This window comes from Embleya sp. NPDC001921 (assembly GCF_053594475.1).
In genome coordinates this window covers 1-18,764 of record NZ_JBSFEO010000064.1, presented here as the reverse complement: position 1 = coordinate 18,764, position 18,764 = coordinate 1, and the positions used below count along the sequence as shown (strand labels likewise).

The 18,764-nt window shown below is 70.8% G+C and carries 15 protein-coding genes; 7 read left to right on the top strand and 8 right to left on the bottom strand.

All coding sequences use genetic code 11. From position 1 onward, the window contains the following. The first annotated feature begins 131 nt into the window (after positions 1–131). Positions 132–440, top strand: coding sequence for a hypothetical protein (locus ACWCPW_RS45710; RefSeq protein WP_449767551.1), 309 nt, complete (start codon positions 132–134; stop codon positions 438–440). A 92-nt stretch (positions 441–532) separates the two neighbouring features. Here ACWCPW_RS45710 and ACWCPW_RS45705 read toward each other — a convergent pair whose 3' ends face one another. The 5 genes from ACWCPW_RS45705 to ACWCPW_RS45685 form a co-directional block, all read right to left on the bottom strand. Next, entirely contained in the window at positions 533–1,333 is an 801-nt protein-coding gene (locus ACWCPW_RS45705) for a crotonase/enoyl-CoA hydratase family protein (protein WP_395874056.1), read from the bottom strand. A gap of 75 nt (positions 1,334–1,408) precedes the next feature. Further along, on the bottom strand, positions 1,409–2,536 hold the full coding sequence (locus ACWCPW_RS45700) for an acyl-CoA dehydrogenase family protein (RefSeq protein ID WP_449767550.1): 1,128 nt from the start codon (positions 2,534–2,536) through the stop codon (positions 1,409–1,411). A gap of 33 nt (positions 2,537–2,569) precedes the next feature. Continuing rightward, complete coding sequence (locus ACWCPW_RS45695; RefSeq protein ID WP_449767549.1) at positions 2,570–3,760, bottom strand: acyl-CoA dehydrogenase family protein; 1,191 nt, start codon at positions 3,758–3,760, stop codon at positions 2,570–2,572. A gap of 112 nt (positions 3,761–3,872) precedes the next feature. Beyond that, a complete protein-coding gene (locus ACWCPW_RS45690; protein WP_449767548.1) occupies positions 3,873–6,101 on the bottom strand; it encodes an acyl-CoA dehydrogenase in 2,229 nt (742 codons plus the stop codon). 223 nt (positions 6,102–6,324) lie between these two features. Beyond that, a complete protein-coding gene (locus ACWCPW_RS45685) occupies positions 6,325–6,819 on the bottom strand; it encodes a pyridoxamine 5'-phosphate oxidase family protein (RefSeq protein ID WP_449767547.1) in 495 nt (164 codons plus the stop codon). A gap of 154 nt (positions 6,820–6,973) precedes the next feature. Between ACWCPW_RS45685 and ACWCPW_RS45680 the strand changes: the two genes are divergently transcribed. Beyond that, positions 6,974–7,789: an SDR family NAD(P)-dependent oxidoreductase gene (locus ACWCPW_RS45680; RefSeq protein WP_449767546.1), complete on the top strand. Its 816-nt coding sequence runs from the start codon at positions 6,974–6,976 to the stop codon at positions 7,787–7,789. Positions 7,790–7,964: 175 nt separating this feature from the next. Next, a complete protein-coding gene (locus ACWCPW_RS45675; RefSeq protein WP_449767545.1) occupies positions 7,965–8,822 on the top strand; it encodes a 3-hydroxybutyryl-CoA dehydrogenase in 858 nt (285 codons plus the stop codon). A 67-nt stretch (positions 8,823–8,889) separates the two neighbouring features. Here the strand turns inward: ACWCPW_RS45675 and ACWCPW_RS45670 are convergent, their stop codons facing one another. Next, positions 8,890–10,518, bottom strand: a complete 1,629-nt coding sequence (locus ACWCPW_RS45670) for an MDR family MFS transporter (protein WP_449767544.1) — start codon at positions 10,516–10,518, stop codon at positions 8,890–8,892. A gap of 172 nt (positions 10,519–10,690) precedes the next feature. Here ACWCPW_RS45670 and ACWCPW_RS45665 point away from each other — a divergent pair, with 172 nt between their 5' ends. Beyond that, positions 10,691–10,927 carry a LapA family protein gene (locus ACWCPW_RS45665; protein ID WP_449767543.1) on the top strand — a complete coding sequence of 79 codons (237 nt, stop codon included), beginning with the start codon at positions 10,691–10,693 and terminating at the stop codon, positions 10,925–10,927. Positions 10,928–10,948: 21 nt separating this feature from the next. Next, positions 10,949–12,073, top strand: coding sequence for a hypothetical protein (locus ACWCPW_RS45660; RefSeq protein ID WP_449767542.1), 1,125 nt, complete (start codon positions 10,949–10,951; stop codon positions 12,071–12,073). A 285-nt stretch (positions 12,074–12,358) separates the two neighbouring features. Here the strand turns inward: ACWCPW_RS45660 and ACWCPW_RS45655 are convergent, their stop codons facing one another. Both ACWCPW_RS45655 and ACWCPW_RS45650 read right to left on the bottom strand, forming a co-directional pair. Further along, the gene (locus ACWCPW_RS45655; protein ID WP_449767541.1) at positions 12,359–14,245 is read right to left on the bottom strand and encodes an ABC transporter permease/substrate binding protein; all 1,887 of its coding nucleotides are present in this window, start codon (positions 14,243–14,245) and stop codon (positions 12,359–12,361) included. Next, entirely contained in the window at positions 14,238–15,632 is a 1,395-nt protein-coding gene (locus ACWCPW_RS45650; RefSeq protein WP_449767540.1) for a quaternary amine ABC transporter ATP-binding protein, read from the bottom strand. The genes ACWCPW_RS45655 and ACWCPW_RS45650 overlap by 8 nt, the downstream gene beginning before the upstream one ends. A gap of 621 nt (positions 15,633–16,253) precedes the next feature. Between ACWCPW_RS45650 and ACWCPW_RS45645 the strand changes: the two genes are divergently transcribed. Further along, the gene (locus ACWCPW_RS45645) at positions 16,254–17,033 is read left to right on the top strand and encodes a hypothetical protein (RefSeq protein ID WP_391586929.1); all 780 of its coding nucleotides are present in this window, start codon (positions 16,254–16,256) and stop codon (positions 17,031–17,033) included. A 109-nt stretch (positions 17,034–17,142) separates the two neighbouring features. Beyond that, positions 17,143–18,444 carry an adenosylmethionine--8-amino-7-oxononanoate transaminase gene (gene bioA, locus ACWCPW_RS45640; RefSeq protein WP_449767539.1) on the top strand — a complete coding sequence of 434 codons (1,302 nt, stop codon included), beginning with the start codon at positions 17,143–17,145 and terminating at the stop codon, positions 18,442–18,444. Positions 18,445–18,764 lie beyond the last annotated feature (320 nt).

Below are 18,764 nucleotides of genomic sequence, written 5' to 3'. Positions count from 1 at the left end.
GACACCACCCGCGCAGGGCCTCGCCCGACAGCACCGCAGGCCCCGCCGGCCGGGCCGAATCCGGACACGATCCGGCAAGGACCGCCCGGAACGTCCCCGTCCGGCGGTAGCTTCTCGCGACGGAAGTCTCCGTGCGCCTACGCAACCGCGACGGCCTGCCGGCCGTCGCGGGCGGGGCGCTGCCGGCGGGCGCGTGGCCGAGCGTGGACCCGGACGGGTTCAAGGGCTTCACCTACCTGTGCCTGGCCGCGGCCGTGCTCGGCGCCGCCGTGCTGCCGTGGTCGGCCCGACTGACCGTGCCGGTGGTCCGGGGACCGCTCGCCGTGTTGGCCGCGGCGCTCGGCGTCCTGGCCTCGGTCGAACTCGCCCGGGACATCCGCGCCCGCCGGGTCCCGGAATCGGCGCCGAGATTTCTCCGTCATCCGACGCAACCCGGGTGACCTCGCGCGCGTGAACATGATGAGGACCCGCCGGGGGATTGCCGTCCCTGACCCGGCGGGCCCGTTTCATGCCGAAGTCTTCCGATGGCACATCACGTGCCCTTGAACTCCGGAGTCTTCTTCTCCGCGAAGGCTCGCGGACCGATCTTGGCGTCGTCGCTCATGAATACCCGCATTCCGATCTGCGACTCCAGCTTGAACGCATCTTCCTCGGTCAACTGGTCGGTTTCACGCAGAACGCGCAGGACTGCCTGAACGGCGATCGGACCGTTGGCGGCGATCTGGTGGGCGATCTCCTTCGCCTTCTCCAGCGCGCCGCCGTCCGGCACGACGTGTCCGATCAGACCGAGCTCCTTGGCCTCGGGCGCCTTGATGTGGCGGCCCGTGAGCAGCAGGTCGGCGGCGACAGTGTACGGAATCTGGCGGCGCAGGCGCACCGCCGACCCACCGAGCGGGAACAGGCCCCAGCGGACCTCGGAAACGCCGAAGCGCGCCGACTCGCCGGCGACCCGGATGTCGGTGGCCTGGAGGATCTCGGTGCCGCCCGCGATGGCGGGGCCCTCGATCGCGGCGATCAGGGGCTTGGTGAGGGTGAAGCCCTTGAGGACCCACTTCATCACGGACATGTCCATGGCCGGCTTGCCTTCGCCGCCCTTGAACGCGTCGCCGGGCGCGCGCCGGCTCATCGCCTTGAGGTCGGCGCCCGCGCAGAACGCGCCGCCGGCACCGGTGAGGATGGCGACCCGGATCTCCGGGTTGTCGTTGACCTCGTCCCAGGCGGCCTCCAGGATCTCGATCATCTCGCCGGTGACCGCGTTGCGGGCCTCGGGCCGGTTCATCGTGATGATCAGGACGTGGCCGTCCCGCTCGACCAGGGCGTGGGGTTCGCTCATGTCTGTTCGTCTCCAGGAATCACAGGGGTGCGGCGCCGGCGTGGCGGCGCCGAAGGCGTGCTCGGGAAAACCGGGTCAGGCGAACTCGCCCGCGGCGGTCGCGGCGAAGCCGGCGCCGATCCGCAGCGCCTGCTCGGTCGCGCCGCCGAGCGAGAGTTCGAGCTGCTTGGCGTGGTTGAAGTAGCGGTGTACGAAGTGCTCCTCGGCCACGCCCATGCCGCCGTGCACGTGCACCGCGGCGTGCGCGACCCGGTGTCCGCCGTCCGCCGCCCAGAACTTCGCGGTCGCGATCGCCTCGGCCGCGTCCAGCCCCTCGGCCTCCTGCCACGCGGCCTGCCACGTGGTCAGCCGGATGCCCTCGACGTCGATGTACGCGTCGGCCAGGCGGTGTCCGACCGCCTGGAACGAGCCGATCGGGCGCTTGAACTGCACCCGCTCGCTCGCGTACTTCGCGGTCTCGCGCATCGCCTTCTCGGTCACCCCGAGCTGGGTCGCGCACAACGCCAGGGTGGCCCGGTCGCGCAGGTTGCGGGCCGCGTCGGGGCCGCCCAGCGGGGTGCCCACGGCGTGCTCCAGGGTGACCAGACCGGCGATCTCCTTGGCGGTGGTCAACTGGGGCTCGATCCGCACACCCTCGGCCTTCGGGTCGACCAGGAACACCCCGCCGTGACCCGCCACGTCCGCGGACACCAGGATCAGGTCGGCCACGGTCGCGACCGGCACCCCGGTCTTGACCCCGTCCAGGTGCCAGACCCCGTCCGTGCGCACCGCCTTGGTGGCGGGCGCGGCGCCGTCCCGACCGAACGGCTCGGCGAGCGCGTAGGTCAGGATCCGCGAGCCGTCCACGGCGCCCGGCAGCCAGGCCGCCTTCTGCTCGTCCGTACCCATCTGGTTCAGGATCGAGGCGGCGACCGCGATCGAGGGCCCGAACGGCACCGGCGCCAGCGTGCGGCCGATCTGCTCCAGGATCAGGCACTGCTCGAAGACGCCGTAGCCCGAGCCGCCGAACTCCTCGGGCAGCCCGATCCCGAGCAGGTTGGCCTTGGCCAGCTCCGCCCACAGGTCGCGGTCGAAGCGCGGCTCGCCGCCCTCCTCGACCCGCTTGTCCAGCGCGGTGAGCGCCTCGTGGGTGACCCGCTCGCCGAGGATCCGCCCCGCCAGGCCCACCAGGTCCTGCTGTTCTTCCGTGTAACCGAAGTCCATTTCACCTGTCCTTGTCAGCGTGGTGACGGCGGGTCAGCGGGGCGGGCGCGGCAGGCCGAGGCCCAGCATCGCGATCATGTCGCGCTGTACCTCGTTGGTGCCGCCGCCGAAGGTGAGGATGAGCGCGGTGCGGTGCATCTTCTCCAGTCGGCCGCGCAGCAGAGCACCGGGTGAGTCCTGCTGGAGGTAGGCGTCCTCGCCCATGCACTCCATCAGCAGCCGGTATGCCTCGGTGGCGAACTCGGTGCCGAAGATCTTGGTCGCCGAGGCGTCGGCGGGGCCGACCTTGGTGCCGTGGTCGACCGACCAGGCGATCTTCCAGTTGACCAGCTTGAGGAACTCGACCTTGGCGTGCACCCGGCCGAGGTTGGCCTGCACGTGCTCCCGGTCGATCACCCGCGAGCCGTCCGGCAACAGCGCCCGCTCGGCCCAGCGCCGGGTCTCGTGCAGCGCGAGCTGGATGCCCGCGGCCGAACACAGCGCCACCCGCTCGCGGTTGAGCTGGCCGGTGATCAGCTTCCAGCCGCCGTTGAGCTCGCCGACCATCGCGGAGGCGGGCACCCGGACGTTCTCGTAGAACGTCTGGGACGTGGTCTGGCCGCCCATCGTCTTGATCGGGGTCCAGGAGAAACCCTCGGCGTTCGTGGGCACCAGGAACATGGTCAGGCCCTTGTGCCGGGGCGCGTCGGGGTCGGTGCGCGCGGCCAGCCACACGTAGTCCGCGACGTGGATCAGCGACGTCCACATCTTCTGGCCGTTGATGATCCAGTCGTCGCCGTCCCGAACCGCCTTGGTGGTCAAGGCGGCCAGGTCGGTGCCCGCGCCCGGCTCGGAGTAGCCGATCGAGAAGTGCATGTCGCCGGCGAGGATCTTGGGCAGGAAGAAGTCGCGCTGCTCCCGCGTGCCGTACTCCATCAGCGTCGGACCGACGGTGTTGATGGTCAGGAACGGCACCGCCGCGCCGGCCAGGGTGGCCTCGTCGGTGAAGATCAGCTGTTCCAGCATCGTGCGGTCCTGGCCGCCGTATTCCTTGGGCCAGCCGATGCCCAGCCAGCCGTCCTCGCCCATCCGCTTGACGACGCGGCAGTACGCGCCGTCCTTGCCCATCAGGCTGGTCTCGCCCGCGGCCTGCTCGGCCCGGATCTCCGGGGTCATGATCCGCGCGAAGTACTCGCGCAGTTCCCGCCGCAGGTCCTCCTGCTCGGGTGTGTAGGCGATGTGCACGTGGTCTCCCTGGTAGCCGTGGAAAGCACTGACAGCCGGTGGTCGATCGCCGGTTGCCGGGACGGAAAGCCGATCGCCGGGGCCGGCCCGGCGCGGGCGGGGCGCCGTCGGATCAGCCTCTGGGCAGGCCCAGGATGCGTTCGGCGACGACGTTGAGCTGGATCTCCCGGGTGCCGCCGCCGAGCAGGACCGCCGGCAGCGAGAGGTAGGCGGTGAGCAGTTCGCCCCCGAGGTCGTCGTGATGGGTGCCGCCCGCGCCGATCCGGTCCAGGCGCGCGGTGACCACGGCCCGCTGGTGTTCGGTGACCGCGAGTTTGAGCACGCTGGAGGCGGCACCGGGGTTGAGCCCGGACAACTGCTGCAAAGTCGAGCGCAGGGTCAACGCGCGCAGCGCGAAGTGCTCCGCCGCGAAGCCGCCCAGCCGGCTCGCCACCGCGGTGTCCGCCCACGCCGCGCCGGTCTCGCCGAGGTCGGCGAGCAGCTTGCCGAACGCCTGCATACCCGGCCCGCCGGCGATCATCACCCGCTCGTTGGCCAGCGTGGTGCGGGCGATCCGCCAACCCGCGTGCACGTCGCCGACCACCTGGTCGTCGGCCACGAACACGTCGTCGAGATAGACCTCGTTGAACTCCGACTGCCCGTTGGACTGCTTGAGCGGGCGCACGTCGATCCCGGGCGTGGCCATGTCCACGATGAAGTACGTGATGCCCTTGTGCTTGGGCGCGTCCGAGTCGGTGCGGGCCAGGCAGATGCCGAAGTGCGCCTCGTGCGCCTTGGAGTTCCACACCTTCTGGCCGTTCAGCCGCCAGCCGCCGTCGACCTTGGTCGCCCGGGTGCTCAGCGACGCCAGGTCGGAGCCGGCGCCCGGCTCGCTGAAGAGCTGGCACCAGACGATGTCGCCGCGCAGCGTGGCCAGCACGTAGGCGTCGCGTTGCGCGTCGGTGCCGTGCGCCATGATCGTGGGCAGCGCGAACTCGCCGATGATCGTGCTCGGCGGGGTCAGCCCGATCCGGGCGAACTCCTGCTGGATGACCACCTGTTGGGCGGGGCTCGCGGCGATCCCGTAGGGCTTGGGGTAGTGCGGCGAGACGTAGCCGAGTTCGGCCAGGCGCCGCCGACGGGCAGGCTCGGCGAGGGCGTTCGCCTCGGTCAGGTGCGCGGCCGTCTCGGTCCGGAAGGCGGCGATGGCGCCCTCGTCGAGTTCGAGGTCGAAGCGCCGGGTGGGGCCGCCGCCGACGCTCTCCAGCGCGGCCCGGCCGAGTCGTGCGGTCCACTCCCCCGACGGGCCCAGCCACTGGGCCAGGAAGACCGCGCGGCGCCAGTACAGGTGGATGTCGTGTTCCCAGGTGAAGCCGATGCCGCCGAGCATGGTGATGCAGTCCAGCGCGACCTCGCGGGCGAGCGGGAGGCAGACCACGGCGGCCTCGGCGGCGGCCAGGCGCAGTTGCTCGTCGGCGTCCTCGGCGGTGTCGTCGGCGGCCCGGGCCGCGTCCCACGCCGCGGCGGTGGCCAGTTCCAGCCGGGTGAACAAGGTGGCGGCCTTGTGCTTGATCGCCTGGAACGAGCCGACCGCGACGCCGAACTGCTCGCGGATCTTGACGTAGGCGAGCGCCGTCTCGAAGCACCAGCGGGCCACGCCGACCGCCTCGGCGGCGGCGAGCACGGCGGCCAGGTCGCGCACCCGGGCGGTACTGATGCCGGTCAGCACCTGGGACGCGGTGATCTCCAGGTTATGCGTGCGCACCCGGGCCACGCCGCGGGCGAGGTCGACCGGGTCCAGCGGGGTGACCCGGATGGTCTCCTTGTTGTCGGGCTTGACCACGAACCAGATCTGCTCGTCCCGGCCGGGGTTGGTGTCGGTGCGCGCGCCGAGCAGCAGGTAGTCGGCGCCGGCCGCGCCCAGGACCGGTTCGGCGATGCCGTTGATCTCCCAGCCGACCTGGGTCTGATGCGCGGTCAGGCTCGGTGCGACGGCGACCGCGCCGGTGGCGCCCTCGGCGAATCGCGGCAGCAGGGCCTTGCCGACCTCGGCCCCGGCGTGCCGGGCCAGGACGGTGCCGGCCAGCACGGTGGACAGGTACGGGCCGGGCAGCAGGCCGCGGCCGGCCTCCTCGAGGGCGACGGCGAGTTCGAGGACGCCCGCGCCGGCGCCGCCGTGCTCCTCGGCGAGGTGGACGGCGGTCAGGCCCTGGCCGACCAGGGCATCCCAGCAGTTCGGGAGCGCGCCGGCGGACAGGTCGTCGGCGGCCCGGCGGGTGGCCTCGATCGAGGCGTGGCGAGCGACGAAACCGGCGACCGATTCCGCGAACGCCCGGTGTTCGGTGGCGAATCCGATCGGCACTGTGTACTCCCTCACCAATACTTGTCTCGATCAAGTAAGCGGACAGGCTACCTGACTGGATCCGGCGTCGCCAGATCCGCGTCCGAGTCGCCGGTCCACCGGCGTCCGCACCACCGGCCGCACCGACGGCCGCACCGCCCGCCGCGCTCGGGCACCACGCCGCACCCGCCGCGCCGTCGACCCTTCGGCCGCCGTTTCGCCGCCCGGGGCGCGGACGCGCCGGTCAGCTCGGGCGCGTGGACGGCAGTCCGAGCTTGCGGTGGTCCCAGGAGACGACACGATCCGGCACGACCTTGATCACCACGCGCTTGTTCAGCATCATCTCCACGGCCGGGCGCATCTCCTCGGTGTACGGCGCCGCGTAGCGGCCGAACACGCTCACCCCGAGCTCCCAGATCCGCTCCGGCTCCTCGACCACCTCGGCCTTGCCGACGATGGACACGCCGCGCAGTTCCTCGTAGTACTCGCCGGCCTCGACCAGGCACGTGATGGTCGGATTGCGGCGCACGTTGAGCACCTTCTGCGCGCGGGCCTTGCTCTCCAGGCCGACCTCGCCCTCGATGAAGCCGTACCACATGCCGACCGAGTGGATGCTGCCGTCGGCGTTGAGCGTGGACATGGTCATCGAGTGCCGCTCGGCCAGGAAGTCGGCGATCTCCCGCTCGGTCATCCGGACCCGGTCGCGCTGCTTCACGCCGTGTCCCATGTGCTCGCCCATGCCGAACCCCTTCGCTCTCGTTCATCCGGGATTTTTATTGCCTGGGTCAAACATTGCCACGCCGAGAGGATGATTGACAGACCGTCAGTTCCAGGCCGGGCCAACTCCCGAACCATGATTGACAGTGCGTCAGGTCCTGCCTAGCGTCGGCGCCATGACCCGAACCGACGACTCCGAGGTACCCGACTACCCGGCCCGGCTCCGGCTCGACGGACGCGGCGTGGTCGTGCTCGGCGCGGGCCAGGGCATCGGCCGGCAGACCGCGCACGCGCTCGCCCAGGCCGGCGCGCGGGTGTTCGCGGTGGACCGCGAGCCGGACCTGGCCAAGGACGTCGCCGAGGAGGTCGACGGCCTCGCGTGGTCCGGCGACGCCACCGCGCGCGCGGACGTGACCCGGCTGTGGGCCGACGTCGAGGCACGGCTGGGCCGGGCACACGCGATCGTCGACATCATCGGCATGAGCCGGTACGCCGACCTGCTCTCCACCACCGACGAGGACTGGACCTGGCACCAGGACATCGTGCTCCGGCACGCGCTGCTCGCGCTGCAACTGGGCGGCGCGCACCTGGCCGCGCGCGGCGGCGGCGCGATCACCTTCGTCGCCTCGGTCTCCGGCCAGACCGGCGCCCCGATGCACGCGGCCTACGGCGCGGCCAAGGCGGGCCTGATCTCGCTGGTCCGCTCCGCCGCGGTGGAACTGGGCCCCCGCGGCGTCCGGGTCAACGCGGTCGCCCCCGGCGTGGTCTGGACCCCCCGCGTATCGGCCTACCTCGGCGAACCCGGCCGCGCCGCCAACGCCGCCAACGCCCCCCTGCGCGACGTGGCCCTGCCCGCCGACATCGCCGGCCCCCTCCTCTTCCTCACCGGCGACCTCTCCCGCTACGTCAGCGGCCAGATCCTGACCGTGGACGGCGCGGTCGGCGCCAAGTTCCCCTACCCGCTCCCGGACATGGAGACGGCCCCGCACTGACGACCGACACCCCGGACCCCGCCGGACGAGGCCGGCGACCGACGCCCGAGCCCCTGCGGGAGGAAGTCGTCGCCGGACTCGCCGGCCGACCCGTCACGCGCGCCGACGCCCGCCGACCCGCACCTGAGAGGATGCCGAGGAGGCTGACGGCAGCAAGTGGAGCGAGGAGTACGCGGTGTCCGATGTACGGCGTGTAGGGGTGGTAGGGGCCGGGCTGATGGGGTCCGGCATCGTCGAGGTCTGTGCGAAGGCCGGGCTGGACGTGTTGGTGGCGGAGACCGGCAAGGCCGCCGCGGAGGCCGGGCAGGCCCGGGTGACCAAGTCGATCGATCGTGGGGTGAAGGCGGGCAAGCTCGCCGAGGCCGATCGGGACGCGGCGCTGGCCCGGATCACCTACACCACCGACCTGGGCGACTTCGCCGACCGGGACATGGTGATCGAGGCCGTGGCCGAGCTCGAAGAGGTCAAGACGCAGATCTTCGCCACCTTGGACAAGGTCGTGGTGCGCGAGGACGCGATCCTGGCGTCGAACACGTCCTCGATCCCGATCATGAAACTCGGCATGGCCACGACCCGGCCGCAGCAGGTCGTCGGGATCCACTTCTTCAACCCGGTGCCGGTGCAGAAGCTGGTCGAGCTGGTGCCCTCGCTGCTCACCGACGAGCGCACGGCCGCCCGCGCGGAGGCGTTCGCGGGCGAGGTGCTGGGCAAGACGGTGATCCGCTCGCAAGACCGCGCCGGCTTCGTGGTCAACTCGCTGCTCGTGCCCTATCTGCTCTCCGCCATCCGGATGTTCGAGTCCGGTTTCGCGTCGGCGGAGGACATCGACAACGGCATGGTGCTCGGCTGCGCGCACCCGATGGGCCCGCTGCGGCTGACCGACCTGATCGGCCTGGACACGATCAAGGCGGTCGCGGACAGCCTCTACGACGAGTTCAAGGAGCAGCTCTACAGCTCGCCGCCGCTGCTGCTGCGCATGGTCGACGCGGGGCTGCTCGGCAAGAAGAGCGGGCGCGGGTTCTACCAGTACTGAGCCCGGCTCCCGAAACGCGCCTCGGGGCGGCCCCGCGTGGGGCCGCCCCGAAGTGTGTGTCGGCGGGCTACGGCGTGCGCGCCTCGACCCTGTCGAGCCGTACCGGAGCGGAGCGGGAACCCGGCTCCGCGCCCGCGGCACCCGCCGCGGGCGCCTGCGGGTCGGCCTTGGCCACCACCACCGCCTGGGAGGTCTGCAGCGGGACCTCCTTGATCAGCAGCACCACGATCAGCGCGAGCAGGCCGAACGGGGCCGCGAACAGGAAGATGTCGCCCACCGCGTGGCCGTACGAGGCCTCGACGATGCCGCGCGCCGGCTCCGGCAGGTGGTGCACGTTCGGGATGCCGGACCCGCCGCCCGCACCGGACTCGAGCCCGGCGTCGGACAGGTAGCCGGTGACCTTGGTCGCCATCACCGCGCCCAGCGCCGAGACACCGACCGCGCCGCCCAGGCTGCGGAAGAACGCGACGACCGAACTGGCCGCGCCCAACTGGTGGACCGGCACCGCGTTCTGCACCGCGAGCACCAGGTTCTGCTGCAGCGCGCCGACGCCCGCACCCAGCAGGAACATGTACACGCCGAGCACCCACAGGTTGGTGTCCGCGCGGGCCGTGCTCATCAGGGCCAGGCCGATGGTCAGCGAGACGCCGCCCGCGACCAGGTAGCGCTTCCAGAATCCGGTCGCGGTGATCAGCTTGCCGACCACGGTCGAGGCGATCACCAGGCCGCCGATCATCGGCAGCGTCATCAGGCCCGAGACGGTCGGCGACTTGCCGCGCGCGATCTGGAAGTACTGGCTGAGGAAGACCGACGAGCCCATCATCGCCAGGCCCACCGCGAGGCTGCCGAGCACGGCGAGCACGATGGTCCGCTCCTTGAACAACCACAGCGGGATGATCGGCTCGGCCGCCCGACCCTCGACCCGAATCGCCAGGGCGATCAGCAGCAACGATCCGAGCACCATCGCCGCGCTCTGCCAGGAGACCCAGTCGTAGTTCTTGCCCGCCAGCGAGACCCACACCAGGAGCACCGAGACGCCCGCGCTGATCAGCGTCGCGCCCAGGTAGTCGATGGTGACCTCACGCTTGACCACCGGAAGCTTGAGCGTCTTCTGCAGGATCACGATCGCGACCACCGCGAACGGCACGCCGACGTAGAAGCACCAGCGCCAGCCCAGCCACGGGGTGTCCACGATCACGCCGCCGATCAGCGGGCCGCCGACGGTGGCCAGCGCGAAGGTGGCGCCGAGGTAGCCGCTGTACCGGCCGCGCTCCCGCGGCGAGATCATCGCGGCCATGATCACCTGCGCGAGCGCGGTCAGGCCGCCCACGCCGATGCCCTGGATCACCCGGCAGCCGATCAGCATGCTCGTGTTCTGCGAGAGGCCGGCCAGCGCCGAACCCGCGACGTAGATCACCAGCGCGAGCTGCACCAGCAGCTTCTTGCTGGTCAGGTCCGCGAGCTTGCCCCAGATCGGGGTGGTCGCGGTCATCGCGAGCAACGTCGCGGTGACCACCCACGTGTAGGAGGTCTGGCTGCCGTGCAGATCGGAGATGATCCGCGGCAGCGCGTTGGACACGATCGTGGACGACAGGATCGCCACGAACATGCCCAGCAGCAGCCCGGACAGGGCCTCCATGATCTGCCGGTGCGACATCGGTTCCGCCGACGCCTCCGCGGCCGGTGCGTTGGTCATGCCTTCCCCTTCCACCTCTCGGATCCTCTGCGCCCGGACGCGGCTTCCCCACCCCCGACACTCGTTGCTTGTTACAACCATAGCGTTCTTTGTTGCTGCAAGCAACTTTCAAGAGATGGTCAAGTCGGCGCGCCTCTACGTGATCGAACCGTCACGCAAATAGCATCACGGCATGGCGAAGACCCCTCGACCCGGCGCCGCGGGCGGCAACCTCGGCGGCGTGTCCTACCGCACGATCGGCATCGCCGTGATCGTGGTCCTGGCCGTCTGGTTCGTGCTGGCCAACACCGCCTCGGCAACGATCCGCTTCTGGATCCCCACGCTGGAGGCACCGATGTGGATCGTCCTGGGCGGCACGTTCGGGGCGGGCGCGCTGACCGGGTGGTGGGTGAGGGGAAACCGCGGCTGAACGGCCGGATATCCTGGCCGCATGCTTCGCTCCAGGCTGCGCCCTGCCGTGTCCGTGGCGAGCCTGGTGACCGCCGGTCTGCTCGTGGCCGGTTGCGCGAGTCCCGGTTCGCCGACCGCCGAGCCCTCCGCGGGCACTCCCACCGGATCGGACACCCAGCCCGTCGGCGAGACCGTGTGCGCCGGCCTCCTGCCGACCTCGTCGGTGACCGCGCTGCTGCCCGCGGAACCCGCGTACACCAGCCAGGACCAGCCGCCGCTGGAGCACTATCCGGTGCTGCGCTGCCGAGTCTCGGCGGGCGACCGGGCCTTCGTCGGCTCGGCCTACTTGTTCAACATGGCGGGCGCCGAACGTGTGCAGTTGCCGGGGCTGACCACGACCGGGTCGGCGCCGCTGGGCGACAAGGACCACGACCTGTACGGCATGGCCGGCGCGGACGACGCGTGGCTGGTGCAGAACTGCAAGGTGCAGAACGTCAAGGACCCGGTGCCGATGCTGGTGCGCGCCCGCACCATCGGGCCCGCCGGCGCGCCGGACGCGCCCGACCAGCGGCAGCAGTTGGCCGACCTGGCCGTCGAACTCGCCAACGGCGTGGCCAAGGTGGCCGGGTGCGGCTCCGAGCCGACCCCTCGCCCCGGCGAGATCAAGCCCGCGAACGATCCGAAGCCGATCACCGACGCGCGCGTGTGCGGCATGCTCGACCCCGCCGCGCTCGGCCCGCAGGCGGCCGGTGAGCAGCGCGCGCGCTGGACCGCGGCCGCGACTCCCGAAGGCCCCGGCGCGATCCAGGGCTGCGACCTGTTCCTGGACGGCACGCGCGTGTTGTCCTTCGCCATAGTGCACGGCTACCTCGCCCCCGGCGCCGAGATCCCGGGCGAACGCGCCGTCCTGTCCGAGCGGTTGCCCACCGGCGGCGTCCCCAACGACGCCCAGCTCGCGGGCACCGTCGAGGGCAAGGTGCTCGGCATGTGCGACGGCCACACCGTCGCCTACCAACTCAGCCGGCACAACGGCGAGGACCCTCCCGGCCTGACCCTGGGTCAGCCCACCGAGACCTTCTTCAAGTCCTTCGCCAACGGGGCCTCCCAGTGGGGCTTCAAGTGCGAACCGATCGCCCCCGACGCCGATTGGAAGATCCGCCGCTGACCCCGGCACGCCACCGTGCCCGGGCGCCCGGCGAGACGCCCACGACGTGCCCGACCCGATCCGGGCGAATCCACCATCGGCCCTCCGGCCGCGCCCGTCGGGGCAGGCCGCGGCCGACACGACGCGAAAGACGAAAAAGACGAAAGAAGAGGGTGCCGCACGAATATCGTGCGGCACCCTCTTCACGGGTCAACCGATCGCCTCGGCCGATCACTCGGCTGATCACTCGGATCGCGTCAACGCGTCGCCTCGGCCGATCGCGTCACCCAGGTGAGCGACGGACCGTCAGCTCACACTCTCCGGTTCCCGAGCCGCGGCCGGCAGCGACTGGGGCTGCGCGCCCTTGTCCTGCCCACCGTCCTTGTCCTGCTTCGGCTGCTCCCCGCCCGCGGCCGGGAGCCCGCCGAGAAACTTCCGCTCGACGTCCGGGTTCTCCTTCAGGTAGGCCTTGACCCCCTCGGCGGCGGCGTTCGGCTTGCCCTCGAAGTCGACGAAGACCTTCTTCTCCAGCGGCCCGAGTACCGAGTCGTCGAGTTTGAGGTTCTTCACCCAGGTGTTCAGCTCCGGGAAGTCCTTCGCGAAGCCCTTGCGGCCGACCGAGCTGATCCAGCCCGGCGCGCCGTAGGACTGCTTCGGGTCGGCCAGCGGCTTGATGTCGTACTTCGTGTACGCCCAGTGCGGACGCCACATCGTCACCACGATCGGCTTGCCCGCCGCCGTCTGTCGGTCCAGTTCGGCGATCATCGCGGGCGTGCTGCTCTTGACCAGGTCGAAGTCGAGCCCGTACTCCGGGATCAGCTTCTTCTCGGTCAGGTCCATGAGGTTCGCGCCCGGCTCGATGCCGACGATCCGACCGCCGAACTCCTTCTCGTGTCCCTTGAGTTCCTCGACCGAGTTGTACGGAAGGTTCTTCGGGATCGCGAGTTGCAGATCGACGTTGTCGTACCACTGCCCGATCTCCTCGAGCTTGGACCCGTACTCGTCCATGTACTTCTTGTGCAGCGTGGGCAGCCACGCGTCCAGGAACAGGTCGATGTCCCCGCGCGCGATGCCCTGGAACATCGGGCCCACGTCGAGCTGCTTGAGCGTGACGTCGTAGCCGCGCTTCTCCAACAACTGCTTGTACACGTGGGTGACCACGACGTCCTCCTCCCACGGGATCCAGCCGATCGTGATCTTCTTCCGACCGCTGTCCGAGGCGCCCAGCCCGAAGCCGCCCAGCAGCCCCGCCACCAGCGCGACCGCGACCACGCCGCCGACCGCGACGACCGGGCGCGGACGCCAGTCCAGCAGCCACTTGGGCGTGAAGCCGTCGGTGTCGCGCACGGTCGCGGCGCGCTTGGCCCGGGCCTCGACCCGCTGCCCGGCGGCGCTGACCGTACGGTCGAGGTAGATCGCGAGCACGACCACCGCGACGCCGGCCTCGACCCCCAGGCCCACGTTGTTGTTCGACAACGCGCCGAACACCTCGCTGCCCAGGCCGCCGGCGCCGACGATGCCGGCGGTGACCACCATCGACAACGACAACATGATGACCTGGTTGACGCCGGCCATGATGGTCGGCAGCGCGAGCGGGAACTGGATGTCCTTGAGGATCTTCCACTCGCTGGTGCCGAACGCCTCACCGGCCTCGACCATCTCCGCGTCCACGCTGCGGATGCCGAGCTCGGTCATCCGTACGCCCGGCGGCAGCGCGAAGACCACGGTGGCCACGGCGCCCGGTACCTCACCGATACCGAAGAACGTGATCGCCGGGATCAGGTACACGAAGGCCGGCATCGTCTGCATGAAGTCCAGCACCGGTTTGACCACGGTGCCCACGGCCTTGCTGCGCGCGGTCAGGATGCCCAGCGGGATCGCGATCAGCAGCGCGACCGCCGCCGAGACCAGCACCAGGGCCAGCGTGGACATCGCCGGCTGCCACATGTCCAGGCCGTCGATCAGCAGGAATCCGACCGCCGCGAGCAGCCCGAACACCGGACCGCGCACGGCCCAGCCGATCGCCGCGAACAACACGACCACGGCCGGCAGCGGCGAGTCGGTCAGCCAGTCGGCGAGATGGGTGATCGCGCCGCCCACCACGTTCTGGATGAAGTCGAACAACCACGAGAAGTGGTCGCGCATGAAGTCGACCAGGCTCTCCGCCCAGTCGCCCACGTGAATCCTAGGCATCGTCACGCACCTCGCCCTCGCCCAGGACCGGCTCGCCGGCCGGTGCCGGGACGAGCGAAGCGGTCGGGGCGGACCGCTCCGGCGCGCCCGCCGTACCCGTCGGCAGCAACTTTTCCGCCGGGCCCGCGGGCACCAGCATCTTGACGCTGCCGGTGTCGGTCACACCGAGCGTGCCCCCCTCGGCACCGCCCGATCCGCTCGGCGCGGCGTTGCCGAGCGCGGCCAACAGGCTCACCCGGGGGATCACCCCGACCAGCCGCATCGCCTCGTCCACCACCGCGAGCGGCAATCTGCTCTCCGCGCAGGGCGTGAACAGCTCGGCGACCGGCGTCTGCGGGGTCACCGTCACCACATCCAGCGACGGATCCGGCCGGATGCTGCGATCGCCGATACGCGCGGCCTCGGTGACCGCCGCGTCGGTGACCGCGCCGAGCAGCCGGCGGCCGTTCTCGCGGGTGTCCACCACGAACGCGGCCGTGGTCTGCGCCTCGCGCATCGTGCGCATCGCGACCCGAGGCCCCTCGCCACAGGTCACCGTGGCGCGCGAGTCCTCCATGATCGAGCCGGCGGTCAGCACCCGGGTGCGGTCCACGTCGGCGACGAAGGACGCCACATAGTCGTTGGCCGGGTCGGTCAGGATGTCCTCGGCGGTGCCGATCTGGACCACCCGGCCGTCGCGCATCACCGCGATCCGGTCACCCAGGCGCATCGCCTCGTTGAGATCGTGCGTGATGAACACGATGGTCTTGTGCAGCTTCTCCTGGAGCTCCAGGAGCTGGTCCTGCATCTCCCGGCGGATCAGCGGGTCGAGTGCGCTGAACGACTCGTCCATCAGCAGGATGTCGGCGTCCGTGGCAAGCGCCCGGGCCAAACCGACCCGCTGCTGCATGCCGCCGGACAACTCGCCCGGCGCGGACTCCTCCCAACCGGCCAGGCCGACCAGGGCCAGGGCCTCACGGGCACGCCGATCCCGCTCGGCCGCCGGCACGCCCTGTACGGACAGGCCGTAGCCGGCGTTCTCCAGCACCGTGCGGTGCGGGAACAGCGCGAAATGCTGGAAGACCATGCTGACGCGCCGGGCGCGCACGTCGCGCAATTCCTTGGCGGGCAGCGAGGTCAGATCCCGGTCGTCGATGTAGACGGCGCCGGCGGTGGCGTCCAGGAGACCGTTGAGCATCCGCAGCAGGGTCGACTTGCCCGAACCGGACAGGCCCATCACCACGAAGATCTCGCCCTCGGCGACCTCGAACGAAACGTCGATCACGGCCGGGGTGGCATTGCTCTTGCGTACATCGTCGCGGCTTTCGCCGGCACGGAGCCGTTTGACCGCGTCATCGGCACGTCGGCCGAAAATCTTGTACAGGCCTTCGGCCTTGAGTCTGGACACACATACCTCGTCATTAGGGCCGCGGGAAACGGAATCGTTGACTTCGATTCCGGGCCGGAGCACCGCCGTGATGAGGGCACCGGCGCCGCGGGCTGTGGATGCGGGAGTACGGCCGCCGCAAAAACGTCACGGCAGCGGCGCACGTCCGGGGTCGAACGCCTTTTTCAGGGGCAGGCCCGAAAAAGTTGTATCCCGCATTTGTTACCGGGCGTGACTTGCCCGACTGATTCGGATGAGAAACATATGGAGATTCTCATCTCATCAGCGCGTTCTTATATGTCCGAATTGATTCACCGATCACCCGATTCCACACAACCTTTCGGCCGTGATCGCACGGTGATCATGACGTGATCACATCGACATACTCGTACCTCTCGGTCATCGATCGGTCATCGAACGCGTACCCGACGCCGAAACGTCGACGTCCACCGTCGCACACGGGCGTGCACTCCGGCGCCGTCCCCCGAATGGCCGTGGCGCGGCCGGGGCGCACATGCCCCATAGGGGTGACGTTACCGCGTTCTCCAGGTGACACAACGTCACCAGGCGGTAACGTCCCGGCGCGAGAACGCAGACGGCGATCCCCCACTGTCGCACGCACCCCTACCGATGGAGCCTTCCGTGTCACGCTTGCTCGACGTCAGCCCCGAGGTCCGCGCCGAGATCGGCGACGACGAGGCCGCCCGATTGGTGGCCGGCGAGACCGGTCCCCAGACCTACGCCTGTGCCTCCTGCCGCGGCGAGGGCGACACCACTTCCGTGGAGACCAGCGCGCTGTTGTACCTGGCCGAGGAGACCGCCGTACTCGCGTTCGCGCACACGCGCTGCATCCCCTCGCAGGTGATCCCGGTATCCGAGGCGGCGGTCGAGCCGCTGCTCGCGGCGCAGGCCAACCCCGGCCTCGCCGTGCAGACGGTGGTGCCGGGTGGTCCGGTGCCGATCTCGATCACCGGCAGCATGGTGGTGTGTGCGGGCGTGACGTACGCGGCGCTGGTGGTCGAGCCGGGCGCGGCCGTGGCCCGTCCCGGCACTCCCGGCGCGCAGGACGAGTTCCTGTCGCTGCTCGGCGAGCGCGGGTTCGCGCCGATCGCCACCCCGGACGAGACGCTGCCGCCGCTGCTCGGCGGCTGGTCCGTGCAGATGACCGACGGCTACCTGACCGCGGTGCTGTTCCCGGGCGCGGGCGGGCGGACCGAGGCGTGGTGGCAGGCGCAGACCCCGGCGGAGGTTCCCGAGGCGTGGCTGAACGCGGCCAAGACGCACGGCGTGGTGCTGCTGTTCGCCGCCCCGGTCGGCACGATCGGCATCCACACCGGCAACGACGAACTGGCCGCCGCACTGAGCGAGGCGGGCCGGCGCAACCTGCTGGCCGCCGGATCGGTACCGGTCAGCGGCATCTGAACGAACGTCGGCGCCCGGACCGGCGGGGCGGTCGGGCGGGCGTCGCGGGTACCCGCGGGAGGCGGCCGATTCCGGGTCGCCTCCCGCGCTCCGATAGCGTGCTGCGCCTATGGAGCACTACGACGCGGCCTACGGCGACGAACTGGTTTCCCACGACCGGCGGCACATCTGGCATCCGTACGCGAGCACCGACGGCAGCGCGCCGCTGTTCCCCGTGGTCGGCGCCGACGGGGTCCGGCTCCGGCTCGCCGACGGACGCGAACTGATCGACGGGATGTCCTCGTGGTGGGCCGCGATCCACGGCTACAACCACCCCGTGCTGAACGCCGCCGCGCACGCGCAGGTGGACACGATGGCGCACGTCATGTTCGGCGGACTGACCCACCCCCCGGCCGTGCGACTCGCCCGCCGGCTGGTGGAGATCACTCCCGAGCCGCTGAACAAGGTCTTCTTCGCCGACTCCGGCTCGGTCGCGGTCGAGGTGGCGCTCAAGATGGCGCTGCAATACCAGCGCGGACGCGGACGCCCCGAGCGCACCCGACTGCTCACCGTGCGCGGCGGTTACCACGGCGACACGTTCGGCGCGATGTCGGTGTGCGACCCGGTCGGCGGAATGCATCACCTGTTCTCCGAGGTGCTGCCGGCCCACCTGTTCGCACCGATCCCACCCTCGGGCTTCGACACCGAGCCGGCCGCCGCGGACACCGCGGCGGTCGAGGACCTCCTGGAGCGACACGGCTCGACCATCGCCGCGGTGATCCTGGAGCCGATCGTGCAGGGGGCGGGCGGGATGCGCTTCCACTCCCCCGCGTACCTGCGCCGGATCCGCGAACTGTGCACCCGACACGGGGTGTTGCTGATCGCGGACGAGATCGCCACCGGATTCGGTCGGACCGGTGAGCTGTTCGCCTGCGAACACGCGGGAATCGCACCGGACATCATGTGCCTGGGCAAGGCCCTCACCGGCGGCTACCTGACCATGGCCGCGACCCTGTGCACCGACGAGGTGGCCGACACCATCTCCCGCGGCGAGGGCGGCGCCTTCATGCACGGCCCGACCTTCATGGCCAATCCGCTCGCCGCGGCGATCGCGGGCGCGAGCGTGGACCTGCTCCTCTCCGGCCCCTGGCGCGAACGCGTCGCCACCCTGTCCGAAGGCCTGCGCACCGGCCTGGCCCCGGCCCGCGACCTCCCCGGCGTAGTCGACGTCCGCGTCCTGGGCGCCATCGGCGTCATCGAACTCTCCACCCCCGTGGACATGTCCACCATCCAGCCGGCCTTCGTCGAACAAGGCGTCTGGATCCGCCCCTTCGGCAAACTCGTCTACACGATGCCCCCCTACGTGATGTCCCCCGAAGACCTGACCACCCTCACCACCGCCATGGTCGAGGTAGTCCGCACCCACACATAACCCCGCCCCACCCGCGCCACCCCAGCGCCCCCGCGCACGTCGATCACCCACGGCCCAAGCGCAATCCCCCGACACATCACCACCCCCAACCCACCCCCACCCCGCCCGCGTCCACCCCCCGTCCCCCAAGCGCAATCCCCCGACCCACCCCACCCCGCCCGCGTCGATCACCGCCTCGACCGCCCACCCCCGGCGCGTCAGCGCCCCCGACCCGGTCCCACCCCAGTGATCGACGCGCGAAGCGCGGAGAGCGGCGGAGCCGCAGACTTTGGGCTTCGTGGCCCGGAGCGAAGCGGAGGGACACGAAGCCCCGAGCGAGG

Coding starts and splice junctions, on each gene's coding strand:
- ACWCPW_RS45660 (WP_449767542.1), top strand. CDS start 10,949: ATGCTTCGCTCCAGGCTGCGCCCTGCCGTGTCCGTGGCGAGCCTGGTG.
- ACWCPW_RS45680 (WP_449767546.1), top strand. CDS start 6,974: ATGACCCGAACCGACGACTCCGAGGTACCCGACTACCCGGCCCGGCTC.
- ACWCPW_RS45685 (WP_449767547.1), bottom strand. CDS start 6,819: ATGGGCGAGCACATGGGACACGGCGTGAAGCAGCGCGACCGGGTCCGG.
- ACWCPW_RS45670 (WP_449767544.1), bottom strand. CDS start 10,518: ATGACCAACGCACCGGCCGCGGAGGCGTCGGCGGAACCGATGTCGCAC.
- ACWCPW_RS45705 (WP_395874056.1), bottom strand. CDS start 1,333: ATGAGCGAACCCCACGCCCTGGTCGAGCGGGACGGCCACGTCCTGATC.
- ACWCPW_RS45700 (WP_449767550.1), bottom strand. CDS start 2,536: ATGGACTTCGGTTACACGGAAGAACAGCAGGACCTGGTGGGCCTGGCG.
- ACWCPW_RS45655 (WP_449767541.1), bottom strand. CDS start 14,245: ATGCCTAGGATTCACGTGGGCGACTGGGCGGAGAGCCTGGTCGACTTC.
- bioA (WP_449767539.1), top strand. CDS start 17,143: ATGGAGCACTACGACGCGGCCTACGGCGACGAACTGGTTTCCCACGAC.
- ACWCPW_RS45665 (WP_449767543.1), top strand. CDS start 10,691: ATGGCGAAGACCCCTCGACCCGGCGCCGCGGGCGGCAACCTCGGCGGC.